The sequence below is a fragment of the Salinimicrobium sediminis genome, assembly GCF_900215295.1.
Classification (GTDB): domain Bacteria; phylum Bacteroidota; class Bacteroidia; order Flavobacteriales; family Flavobacteriaceae; genus Salinimicrobium; species Salinimicrobium sediminis.
In genome coordinates, this window is the sequence record NZ_OCMF01000005.1 from 62,998 (window position 1) to 74,865 (window position 11,868).

The 11,868-nt window shown below is 40.6% G+C and carries 12 protein-coding genes; 6 read left to right on the forward strand and 6 right to left on the reverse strand.

Annotated features, from left to right (window positions below; genetic code table 11):
• Positions 1-13: 13 nt before the first annotated feature.
• The 4 genes from CRO16_RS14970 to CRO16_RS14985 are packed head-to-tail and all read right to left on the reverse strand — an operon-like array spanning position 14 to position 5,134.
• Positions 14-1,840, reverse strand: coding sequence for an ABC transporter ATP-binding protein (locus CRO16_RS14970; RefSeq protein WP_097057218.1), 1,827 nt, complete (start codon positions 1,838-1,840; stop codon positions 14-16).
• A gap of 9 nt (positions 1,841-1,849) precedes the next feature.
• On the reverse strand, positions 1,850-3,580 hold the full coding sequence (locus CRO16_RS14975; RefSeq protein ID WP_097057219.1) for a phospho-sugar mutase: 1,731 nt from the start codon (positions 3,578-3,580) through the stop codon (positions 1,850-1,852).
• 53 nt (positions 3,581-3,633) lie between these two features.
• The gene (locus CRO16_RS14980) at positions 3,634-4,593 is read right to left on the reverse strand and encodes a glycosyltransferase family 2 protein (protein ID WP_097057220.1); all 960 of its coding nucleotides are present in this window, start codon (positions 4,591-4,593) and stop codon (positions 3,634-3,636) included.
• Positions 4,594-4,603: 10 nt separating this feature from the next.
• Positions 4,604-5,134: a DUF4199 domain-containing protein gene (locus CRO16_RS14985; RefSeq protein ID WP_097057221.1), complete on the reverse strand. Its 531-nt coding sequence runs from the start codon at positions 5,132-5,134 to the stop codon at positions 4,604-4,606.
• A gap of 169 nt (positions 5,135-5,303) precedes the next feature.
• Here CRO16_RS14985 and CRO16_RS14990 point away from each other — a divergent pair, with 169 nt between their 5' ends.
• The 4 genes from CRO16_RS14990 to mtaB all read left to right on the forward strand — a co-directional run bounded on the left by CRO16_RS14990 (position 5,304) and on the right by mtaB (position 8,880).
• Positions 5,304-5,555 carry a type B 50S ribosomal protein L31 gene (locus CRO16_RS14990; protein WP_097057307.1) on the forward strand — a complete coding sequence of 84 codons (252 nt, stop codon included), beginning with the start codon at positions 5,304-5,306 and terminating at the stop codon, positions 5,553-5,555.
• A 120-nt stretch (positions 5,556-5,675) separates the two neighbouring features.
• Positions 5,676-6,848: a GlmU family protein gene (locus CRO16_RS14995; RefSeq protein WP_097057222.1), complete on the forward strand. Its 1,173-nt coding sequence runs from the start codon at positions 5,676-5,678 to the stop codon at positions 6,846-6,848.
• Between the two features lie 39 nt (positions 6,849-6,887).
• Positions 6,888-7,340 (forward strand): hypothetical protein, encoded by a 453-nt coding sequence (locus CRO16_RS15000; RefSeq protein WP_097057223.1) that lies wholly within the window; start codon positions 6,888-6,890, stop codon positions 7,338-7,340.
• Between the two features lie 205 nt (positions 7,341-7,545).
• On the forward strand, positions 7,546-8,880 hold the full coding sequence (gene mtaB, locus CRO16_RS15005; RefSeq protein ID WP_097057308.1) for a tRNA (N(6)-L-threonylcarbamoyladenosine(37)-C(2))-methylthiotransferase MtaB: 1,335 nt from the start codon (positions 7,546-7,548) through the stop codon (positions 8,878-8,880).
• On the opposite strand, the gene CRO16_RS15010 is transcribed toward mtaB, so the two are convergent.
• Positions 8,877-9,176 (reverse strand): GNAT family N-acetyltransferase, encoded by a 300-nt coding sequence (locus CRO16_RS15010; RefSeq protein ID WP_097057224.1) that lies wholly within the window; start codon positions 9,174-9,176, stop codon positions 8,877-8,879. The genes mtaB and CRO16_RS15010 overlap by 4 nt on opposite strands.
• Positions 9,177-9,383: 207 nt before the next feature.
• Here CRO16_RS15010 and CRO16_RS15015 point away from each other — a divergent pair, with 207 nt between their 5' ends.
• Both CRO16_RS15015 and CRO16_RS15020 read left to right on the forward strand, forming a co-directional pair.
• A complete protein-coding gene (locus CRO16_RS15015; protein ID WP_097057225.1) occupies positions 9,384-10,091 on the forward strand; it encodes an alpha/beta fold hydrolase in 708 nt (235 codons plus the stop codon).
• A 1-nt stretch (position 10,092) separates the two neighbouring features.
• Positions 10,093-11,019 carry a lytic transglycosylase domain-containing protein gene (locus tag CRO16_RS15020; RefSeq protein WP_097057226.1) on the forward strand — a complete coding sequence of 309 codons (927 nt, stop codon included), beginning with the start codon at positions 10,093-10,095 and terminating at the stop codon, positions 11,017-11,019.
• A gap of 43 nt (positions 11,020-11,062) precedes the next feature.
• Here CRO16_RS15020 and CRO16_RS15025 read toward each other — a convergent pair whose 3' ends face one another.
• Positions 11,063-11,764: a TlpA family protein disulfide reductase gene (locus CRO16_RS15025; RefSeq protein ID WP_097057227.1), complete on the reverse strand. Its 702-nt coding sequence runs from the start codon at positions 11,762-11,764 to the stop codon at positions 11,063-11,065.
• Positions 11,765-11,868 lie beyond the last annotated feature (104 nt).

Genomic DNA, 11,868 nt, shown 5'->3' on the forward strand with positions numbered 1-11,868 from the left:
TTCGTACTTCAAATTAGCTTTCGAATGACTGCATTTCTACCAGTTTTTGGTAAACGGATCTTTTGGCTAAAAGTTCTTCGTGTTTTCCCTGTTCCACGATCTCACCTTTTTGCATCACTATAATTTTGTCTGCATTTTGAATGGTAGACAACCTGTGGGCTATTACAATGGAAGTTCTGTTTTTCATCATGTTTTCCAGTGCCTTTTGCACAAGTCTTTCACTTTCGGTATCCAGGGCAGATGTGGCTTCGTCCAGGATCATGATCGGTGGATTTTTAAGAACTGCACGGGCAATGGAAAGGCGTTGCTTTTGACCGCCGCTTAATTTATTTCCGCTATCCCCGATGTTGGTGTCAAGACCTTGCGGCAGATCTTTAACGAATTCCCAGGCATTGGCGATCTTTAATGCCTCGATCACCTCATCATCTGAAGCGCCATCTTTACCGAGGCTTACATTGTTCTTAATGGTGTCATTGAAAAGAATCGAATCCTGGGTCACTAATCCCATGAGATTGCGCAGGGACTTCTTTGTCATTTGCCTGATGTCGATGCCATCGATTTTTATAGAACCTTCGTTCACATCATAGAACCGGGTGACGAGATTGGCTATGGTTGATTTTCCACTGCCCGATTGTCCCACCAGTGCTACCGTAGAACCTTTTGGTACTGTTATGCTGAAATTCTTCAGCACATTTTCGTCTTCATACCTAAAGTTGATGTTCTCAATTTCTATTGCCTCTTCAAAATGCTCTTTTTTAACTGCATTTTCAGCATCTGTGATATTGCTTTCAGTTTCAAGCACCTGGAAGATCCTTTCTGCTGCGGCATCTCCTTTTTTGACGCTGTAGGTAGCCTTGCTTATCTGTTTTGCCGGGGTAAGAATGTTATAGGCTAATCCCATAAAGGCGATAAAAGTAGCCCCATCTAAAGTTCCCTCTACCAATACCATGTTGCCTCCAAACCAAAGAATGATTACAATAACGAAGATCCCAAGGAATTCACTTGTAGGAGAGGCGAGGTTTTGACGATTTATAAGGCTGTCAAGAATTCTTTTTAACCTGCTTGTAGAATCGTGAAATCTATCCCTGAATTTATCTTCGGCATTAAACCCTTTAACGATCTTTAAACTGGAAAGTGTTTCTTCCACTAAGGACAGGAAATGCCCGTTTTCCTGCTGCGCCTGGTCACTCTGGCTTTTAAGTTTTTTACCTATAAGGGAAATAATAAATCCCGAAATAGGCAAAAAGACAAATACAAACAGGGTAAGTGTGGGGCTCATGATGAGCATCGCCGTAATTGTAAAAATGATTGTCAACGGCTCCCTTACGATCAATTCCAGGATCGACAGAAAGGAATATTGCACCTCATTAACATCGGCCGTAATACGGGATATAGTATCTCCTTTCCGTTTTTCAGAAAAATAGGAAACCGGAAGAGATAGGATCTTATCATAAATTGCATTTCGAACATCCTTTAGAACTCCATTCCGCAGAAAGGTGATAAAGAAAGCAGCCAGGTAGCCGAAAAGATTTTTCAGGAAGAATAATAGCACAACAATTCCGCAGACGAAGAGGAGTGCAGAAACTTCATCCTCGTTCACCCTTTGAGTGACCTGGTAGTTGAAAGAATCTATTACGTAATCTTTTAAGCTTCCAAAACCATCGTAACGCGGTTCTACTGCCACCCGTTTGGTCTTATCAAACAGGATCTGGATCACCGGAATGAGCGCGAGGAACGACAGCGTACTAAAGAGCGCGTAAAAAACGTTGCAAATAATATTGAGGATCGCGAACCTCTTGTATGGGATCGCGAATTGAAGGATCTTCTTAAAATAATTCATTCAAATGGCTTATGCCAGATTTAGATCGGTTTTTATACCGGCAATTTTATCTGAAAGTTCCTGATCAACTTTCTCGTAATCTTCTACATTCTCCAGCGTGGTATTGACGCTAATGTAGAATTTAATTTTAGGTTCGGTTCCACTTGGCCTGGCTGCGACCTTTGTGCCGTTCTCGGTGTAGTAGATCAAAACATTCGATTTTGGCACATCGAGGGTCTGCACTTCCTGAGAGTTGGAGTTGAAATTTATTGCTTCAGATTTCTGATAATCTTCGACTAAAACCACGTGTTCTCCGGCTATTTCTTTCAGAGGATTTTCTCTTAAGCTAATCATCATATTTTTGATCTGTGCTTCGCCGTCTATACCTTTTTTGACCAGGGAGATCAACTCTTCCCGGTACAACCCGAATTCGCTGTAAAGTTCAATTAGCTTTTCATAGACCGAACTGCCCTTAACTTTCATTTGAGCGGCTATTTCGCAGGCAAGTAGGGTAGAGGTGACTGCATCTTTATCCCGTACAAAATCTCCTACCATAAAGCCAAAACTTTCTTCACCACCACCAACAAAATCTAATTCAGGGTGATCTTTGATCATTTTTGCAATCCATTTAAAACCGGTAAGGCCTTCTTTATATTGAACGCCATAAGCTTCAGTAACTACCCGTATCATGGGAGTGGAAACTATGGTAGATCCTACGAATTCTTTACCGTTGATCTTGCCTTGTTTTTTCCACTGTTCCAATAAAAACCAGGTCATGATGAGCATGGTCTGATTTCCATTAAGGAGCACCATTTTACCGGAATTATCTCTAACTGCCACTCCGAGCCTGTCGCAATCGGGATCTGTTCCAATAACAATATCGGCATCGATCTTTTCTGCTAACTCCAATGCCATTTTAAGAGCTGCAGGTTCTTCGGGATTAGGAGATTCTACTGTGGGGAAGTTTCCGTTAGGCTCAGATTGTTCCTCTACCAGGTGAAGGTTTGAATACCCTGCTTTTTCCAGCACTTTTGGGACCATGGTAATGGAAGTTCCGTGAAGGGAGGTAAAAACGATCTTCAGGTTTTTCTTTGCTTCCGCAGAAGTATCAAAACTGCCGTTAGATATAGAAGCTGAGGCGAAAGCTTCGTCAACTTCGGTATCGATTATTTTTATTAGGTCTTTATTGGCTTCAAATTTCACCTCATTATAGTCAAGGCTATTGATCTCAGTCACGATCTCCTTATCCTGGGGAGGCACCAATTGTCCTCCATCCTGCCAGTAAACTTTGTAGCCATTATATTCGGGTGGGTTGTGGCTGGCGGTGAGTACAATTCCGCAGTGACAATTGAGGTATTTGACGGCAAAGGAAAGTTCAGGCGTTGGACGAAGTTCAGAGAACAGGTACACCTGGATTCCATTTGCCGAGAAAACTTCGGCCACTATATGAGCAAGTTCTTTTGAGTTATTGCGGCAATCATAAGCGATCACCACTTTAATATCTTCATTGGGAAATTGCCTTTTCAGGTAGTTTGAAAGCCCCTGGGTGTTTTTACCAAGGGTATATTTATTGATCCTGTTTGTTCCGGGACCCATAATACCGCGCATTCCGCCGGTACCAAATTCCAGGTCCTTATAAAAACTCTCTTTTAATTCTTCGGGTTTATTCTCAAGAAGTTCCTTTACTTCTCTTTGGGTTTGTTCGTCAAAAACAGGTTTTAACCAATTTTCTGCTCTTGACTTTATGTCGTAATAGCTCATGCCAATATTTTATTTTCAGCAACAAAAATAAGGATTTATGTGGTAAAGGCCCGTTAAAACTCTCCTGTAGTTTCGCTGATGCGGTAGCGGTCTTTCTCCCTGCTGCTGCGCAGGATGAGTTCTCCAAGGAATCCGGTGAGGAATAATAATGTCCCCAGTATCATGGTGGTTAGCGCGATATAAAACCACGGATTATCTGTCACCAATATATTGGGCATCCCATGGTAAAGCTTATAGAGCTTGGAAGCGCCAATCCAAACAGTAAAAAGGAAGCCGAAAAAGAACATGAGGATCCCGAGAGCTCCAAAAAGGTGCATAGGGCGCTTGCCGAACTTCGACAGGAACCAGATTGTGATTAGGTCCAGAAAGCCATTGATAAAGCGTTCTGCACCAAACTTGGTCTTTCCATACTTGCGGGCCTGGTGCTGAACTATCTTCTCATCGATCTTTGAGTATCCGGCATTCTTTGCTAAAACGGGAATATACCTGTGCATCTCCCCATAAACATCTATATTTTTCACCACCGCTTTGCGGTAGGCTTTGAGTCCGCAGTTAAAATCATGCAACTTAAGTCCGGAAGTTTTTCTGGCTGCAGCATTAAATAATTTTGAAGGCAGGTTCTTTGAAAGCACAGAGTCGTAGCGCTTCTTTTTCCAGCCCGAAATAAGATCGTAACCTTCTTTAGATACCAGATGGTACAGGTCCGGAATTTCTTCGGGATTATCCTGCAGGTCGGCATCCATGGTAATGATCACATCACCTTCAGCTTTGTCAAAACCAACATGCAATGCCTGGGATTTTCCGTAGTTGCGATTAAATTTAATGCCTTTAACAGAAGGGTCTTCCGCAGAAATTTGTTTGATGATCTTCCAGGAATCGTCTGTACTGCCATCATCTATAAAGATGATCTCGTAAGAAAAAGAATTGGACCGCATCACCGATGCGATCCAATTATGTAGTTCTTTTAAAGATTCGGCTTCATTAAGAAGGGGGATGACAATAGATAACTGCATTAAAATACTTTTATACCTCGTATGGACGGTTTTGTTTCATTACCGCTCCGGCGATCAAACCTATGACTAAAGCCAATAACATATACATAACCAGGGTAGATGCAAAGGTAATCCATGGACTGCTAAACCCGGCACTAAATTCGAGTGCCTGATTAATTTGTTCTTCGCTCATTTCAGGATAGGATTCAATCATTTTTTCTCTTTGTACTTCAGCCATTTGATCTGCATAGTCGGGTTCAATAACTGTGGTAAGAACCAGGCTCCAGATTCCGCTGATGATAGCTGCAATAAGGCCAATCCCTACCGAAACCTTCAACGCCTCGCCAAAACTTAGAAATCCGCCGTTATCACCTTTAAAAGCTTTAATACCGTATACAATTACTGCAATAAAAATTGCCAGGGTAATAAGGATAAAGCTCCAATGTGGATCCAAATGTAGATCCATAACATACATAATGACCCCAAGGATCACCATTAAAATTCCTAAAAGTAAACCGTAATTGAGCACTGTCTTGCGTGCTTTAGCTTTTTGAGCTTCCATAAATAACTATTTTGGTTGATATTACAGTTAGTAAGCAAATATAACAAAACGTTACACAGCGGGAGAGAGTTTGTAAAGAGTGAAATTTTAATTTATATTGCTTGTTGATTTACAAAATTTATTTAAATTTGCAGCTCGAAAAAATTACAAGATTTTAAAGAATAAAGAGATGAAGCAGGGAATCCATCCGGAAAATTATAGATTGGTAGCGTTTAAAGACATGTCTAACGAAGAGGTGTTTCTTACCAAATCTACCGCAAACACAAAAGAAACTATTGAAGTTGATGGTGAGGAATATCCTTTAGTGAAGTTGGAGATCTCCAGAACTTCTCACCCATTCTACACCGGAAAAGCCAAATTATTGGATACTGCCGGTCGTATTGACAAGTTCAAGAACAAATACGCGAAATTCAAGAAGTAATTTCCGCTATTACCATAGAATTAAAGCCTCTTTTAAAAAAGAGGCTTTTTTTGTGGCTTACTTTCTAAAAAATAAGCGGGTTTTTTTAAAAAACTGTACTTTTATCCCAAAAGAGACTGCATGAACTATATTTTGTTCGATGGCACTGTGCGTTCACAACTTCTGCCATTTACTTTTACCCGACCGGTAGCCGATCTAAGAGCCGGGATCCTGACCATCCGTGAAAAATGGGAAAAATACCTTAACACTACTACCTCGACCATTACCGAAGATTATCTTTCAGAAAAATGGCCTATGGTCGAAATGGAAGAAAATGTGATGATCAATGCTTCCTTTCTGCCAAGTGCCGAACTTGTAGAGCAAATTATGGGGCTTCAGCCCGGAGAGGCAATTTTTCACGAAGAAGATGTGGTGGCTTTTCATGCCTATGAAGAACAGGAGGTGAATTTTGCCGACTGTAGCAGTATTGAAATGGAAGGTAAGGCTATCACCATTGAACATCCCTGGGATATTTTTTTAAAGAACGGGGAAGCGATCGCTGCCGATTTCGATCTGCTTACCAGAGATAGGAAAAGCGAAGCTTTATCTGCAACCAATAATGTAATAGCACCCGAAAATATATTTTTAGAAAAGGGGGCTAAAGTAGAATGTGCGACTTTAAATGCATCTACCGGTCCCATTTATATAGCTGCCGATGCCGAGATCATGGAAGGAAGCATGATCCGCGGACCTTTTTCAATAGGAGAGGAGTCCACTTTGAAAATGGGAACCAGGATCTATGGGCCTACCACTGTTGGGCCTTACTGCAAAGTGGGAGGAGAGGTTACAAATTCTGTGATTTTTGCTTATTCCAATAAAAGCCATGATGGCTACCTGGGGAATTCGGTTATAGGAGAATGGTGTAACCTGGGAGCAGATACCAATACTTCGAATCTTAAGAATGACTATTCAGACGTGCGGCTGTGGAATTATGCTTCGGAAAGGTTTTCTCCTACCGGTTTGCAGTTTTGCGGACTCATGATGGGAGATCACAGTAAATGTGCTATCAATACCATGTTCAACACGGGAACAGTGGTGGGCGTAAGCGCCAATATCTTCGGAGCCGGATTCCCGCGGAATTTTATTCCAAGCTTTAGCTGGGGCGGAAGTGGAGGAACAACTACCTATAAGACTGTAAAAGCCTTTGAGGTTGCCGAAAAAGTGATGTCCAGAAGAAAAGTGGAATTTTCTGAAGAAGAGAAAGCGATCCTTGAGCATGTTTTTGAGGAAACAAAAAAGTGGAGGAAGGATTAATCTACGGTTCAGTTCAGGAATAATTCTGGAAATTTAGTCATGAGAATATTTTTCCTATTCATAATAACAGCGGTTGTTTTTTCTTCCTGCTCCACCCAGTCGGCAGACGCTGATGGAAAGGTAGGATCGGATATTAAAGTGATCCTTCAGGAAGAGATTTCAGAAGAGGGTTCAAAGCTTGTGATTAGATCAGAAACCTTCGAGATCTTCAGCTGTTATAATTTTTCCATTGTAACTCAACAACAATTCAGGAATAATGAAATTACAATCACCTATTCGGGGATAGTAAAACCGGAACTCTGTTTGACTGCCTTGGGTCCGGCACAGTCCCTGGAGTTGTTTGGTCTCAAAAATGGCATTTATAAAATTGTTTTTGTAAACGACGGAGTAAAAAATGAAGGAGAATTAACTGTTGATGACGAAAAATATGTTCTCGAAATAGAAGATCCAAAGAATGTATTTGTTGAAACCGGGGTCTTAAACAGAAGCTGAAATTTTTTCTTTGCCCGGGTGAAGGATTAGGATTGTTTGAGGAAAACTTCCGATGCCAATTTAAATCCTTTTTCCTCTGTTTCGTACCCTTTTATAACCTGATTATAGTTAGTATCTTTGCAGCCTCTAAAATGACATTTTTAGAGGTTTTTATATTTAACTGAATTCCTGAAGGTTAGCTTTGGAATTCCCCGAAGGAGAAGAAATGGAAGAACCTAAAAAAGTTGCTTTTTACACCCTTGGATGTAAACTTAATTTTTCTGAAACCTCTACAATTGCCCGTTCGTTTAAAGATGAGGGTTTTTTAAGAGTGGATTTTTCTGAAGCAGCAGATATTTACGTGATCAACACCTGTTCGGTCACAGACAATGCCGACAAACGCTTTAAAACCATAGTAAAGCAGGCACAAAAGGCTAATGAAAACGCTTTTGTTATCGCTGTTGGTTGCTATGCACAATTAAAACCCGAAGAATTGGCGGCGGTAGATGGGGTGGACCTTGTTCTTGGAGCTACCGAAAAATTCAAGATCACCAATTACCTTAATGACCTCACCAAAAATGATATGGGAGAGGTGCATTCCTGTGAGATCGAAGAGGCAGACTTCTATGTTGGTTCTTATTCCTTTGGCGATCGCACAAGAGCTTTTTTGAAAGTGCAGGATGGTTGTGATTATAAATGTACGTATTGTACCATTCCGCTGGCGAGAGGAATTTCCAGAAGTGATACTCTGGAAAATGTTCTGGAGAATGGGAGAAAGATCAGCGAAAAAGGCATCAAGGAGATTGTGCTCACCGGGGTAAATATAGGAGATTACGGGAAAGGAGAGTTTGGGAATAAAAAGCATGAGCATACTTTTCTGGACCTTGTTAAAGCATTGGATACTGTGGAAGGAATCGAGAGGCTAAGGATTTCTTCTATTGAACCTAACCTTCTGAAAAATGAAACTATAGATTTTGTTGCTCAAAGCAATGCCTTTGTGCCCCATTTTCATATCCCGCTGCAAAGCGGAAGCAACGCTGTCTTAAAAGCCATGCGTCGCCGGTACCTTAGGGAACTTTACGTTGACAGGGTTCATAAGATCAAAGAGACCATGCCAGATGCCTGTATTGGAGTCGATGTAATAGTTGGTTTTCCGGGAGAGACAGATGAACATTTCCTGGAGACCTATAACTTCCTGAATGAACTTGATGTATCCTATCTTCATGTATTTACCTATTCTGAAAGAGATAATACTCTCGCGTCAGAAATGGAAGAGGTGGTGCCATTAAAAGTAAGAAAGAAACGCAGTAAGATGTTGCGCGGACTTTCAGCCAAAAAGAGAAGGGCGTTCTACGAATCTCAATTGGGAAAACAAAAAACGGTTTTATTCGAAGGGGAAAATAAAGAAGGCTATATCCATGGTTTTACAGAGAACTATGTCAAGGTGAAAACTCCCTGGGATCCTGCCCTGGTCAATACCCTTCATGAAATTGAACTACAAAAAATAGGGGAAGACGGTCTGGTTAGGTTTACATATGTTGAAGAAAAGCTTCCGGTTTAGATATTTATTCCCACGGGTAGCAGATCCTTATATTTACGGCGATTCTTCCGCATAAATTTCGCAATCACAGGACTGGTAGGCATTACTCTTATCTCCCTATCCTTAATTAGTTGAAGAACTTCTTCAATAAAAGGCTCCAGGTATCCTTTTTCTTTTAGTTCTTCACTCATATCCAGGCGCGTTAAAAAGATCTTTCGGTCCTGGCTGGAGTATTCGATCCTGGCCAGATCTCCATCAATCTCACATTCAAACTGGCGCAGGAATTCATTATCATTAACTGTAAGTGGAGGGTTCATGTGTATAAGTATTTGGTTTCTATTCTATTATCAAAAAATTGGCCACTGTTGAAATTACTTACTAATTATTCCATGAGTCGAAGTCTGCTCTATGGCCAGGGGAAATTTTTTAGGATTAAAAGTTATCGGAAGCCGTGAATTTCCCTTAAATTTGAAGATAAAGTTAAGAAATTTTGAGCAATTTGGAGCTGTAGAAGCTGCTAATTAATGATGAAGGACCCTCTTATTCACGTGTATTGCATGCCCGGTTTGGCAGCGAATTCCACGATTTTCGAAAATATTGATCTTCCCACGGAAAAATTTATGATCCACTGGCTGGATTGGTTGTTGCCAAAGCACAAAGAGAGCCTTGTGGATTATGCAGGACGCATGTGTAAATTGGTGAAACATGAGAAGCCGGTCCTTATGGGAGTATCTTTTGGCGGGATAATTGTTCAGGAAATGGCTCAGATTATCGATGTGCAAAGGCTTATTATAATCTCCAGTGTCAAAACAGAGAATGAACTGCCGCGCAGGATGAAATTTGCAAGGTGTACAAAAGTATTCAAAGTTTTGCCTACCTCTTTGGCCCGGCACGTAGACACTTTTGAAAAGCTTGCGGTAGGAGATTTTGCAAAAAAACGGGCTGTTTTGTATAAAAAGTATTTGTCTATAACAGATACGCGGTACTTGGATTGGGCAATTGAACAAATGGTTTGCTGGGAAAGAAAAGAACCTTATAAAAACGTGATCCACATTCATGGGGATAAAGACGAAATTTTCCCTTACAAGTACATAAAAGACTGTATTACGGTACCGGGAGGAACTCATGTAATGATCATAAACAGGTTTAGGTGGTTCAATGAACACCTGGAGGAAATAATCCTTACGGGAAAACTAAAAAAGGAAAAAGTAAAAAACGAAATTATAAATTGAGATGAAGATTAAGAACATACTTATTGGAGGAAGCGCGCTGGTAGTTTTGGGATTAGGTATAAATGCTGTGCAGGATGCTCCCAGTGACGAGAACCAGGAGCAAAAAATGATCAATGATTATAATGTGTATGCCTTACCCATGCCCGAGGAACTTGAATTTGCAGAAGAACCTGTGCCTCTGGAAATTCCTGATGTTTATGAAAGAATGGATAGGGAGCTGCTGGTTAACACTTACTGGCAATCCAATACCTTACTTCTAATAAAACGGGCAAATAAGTATTTTCCTGTAATAGAGCCCATTTTAGCTAAAAATGGGGTGCCGGATGATTTTAAGTATCTGGCGGTGATCGAAAGCAGCCTTACCAATGCCGTCTCTCCTGCCGGAGCCAGAGGTTTTTGGCAGATCATGGAATCAACCGGGAAAGAGTATGGTTTAGAGATCAATGACAATGTTGACGAAAGATATAATCTGGAAAAATCTACCCAGGTTGCTGCGGAATATTTCAAAAAGTCCAAAGAACGCTTCGGAAGCTGGACCCTGGCGGCAGCTGCATATAATGCCGGAAATTACGGAGTAGATAAGCAAAGAGACAGGCAGGATGTTCGGGATTATTATGACCTGTTGTTAGGAGAAGAGACAGGAAGATATGTTTTCCGCATTCTGGCGCTAAAGGAGATCATGGAAAATCCCGATAAATATGGATTTAATTTCAGGACAAAGGATCTTTACAAACAGATTCCCTCACGTAAGGTAAAGGTAGATTCCTCTGTGACCGATTTTGCTGCGTTTGCAAAAAACTTCGGGATCAACTATAAAATTTTAAAGCTGCATAATCCGTGGTTGAGGGAAACAGATCTTAAAAACAAGTCCCGTAAAGAATATTTGATCGAGTTGCCCGAACCGGAATATTATAGTGTAGCACCTTAAAAAAAGGCAAAATATGAAAGACTGCTTTTATTAAGATCGGCTGCTAAGGAGTGAGAGTTTTTTCTGCCTGTGAATATTGACTGCTGTCATTAATAAGGAGAAGGGAAATGGCACTGGTAAAGGAATCGTAGTTAAGGTCAAAGGATTTTTCAAACTCTATCCCGAAGGGATGAGACACTTTTCGTCTAATATCAATAATATTTTTGTCCTTGTTGAGTAGAAATGAAGTAGGGAACCCAAGAGAGTGTTTCATCATTTTAATGACGTAAGGGCTGTCATTTTTCATTTCATCAACATAAAGTACGGTAATATTCTTATTATATTTTTTTGCAAGTTCCTTGGTCGTGGAGTGGCTGTCCCAAAACAGCATTACAAAATCGACTTGGTCGCCATATTTTTCTGATAATTTATTTAATGCCGGGATCTCTCCTTCTGTGGGAACGATCCACGAGGCATAAGTGGTCAAATAAACGGGTTTTTGGAATTCGTCAAGAGCTACAGGTTTCTTTTTAAGGTCCTGTACTTTAAAATTATCCATTTTGCTGCCCTTAAGTCCGTATTTAACCAGGGAATCAAAAAGAAAATCGGCACGTTTTAGGTTCTCGGTGCGGTAAGCTTTATCTGCTTGTTTTTTGTATTTCGGCAGATGGGTGGTTAAAGCTTCAGAAAAAGAAATTTGATCTTGTTGGGCGAAAAGGGGGACTACTAAAATTTGTGTAAGAAAGAAGAGTAATATTTTCCGCATCAGGATGATTTCCAAATTCAGGACAAAAGTACTGAGAAGGTAGCTTCCGCAGAAATTTACTCGTTAAAATACAGGGATATTAGATGAACTACAGCAGCAATATT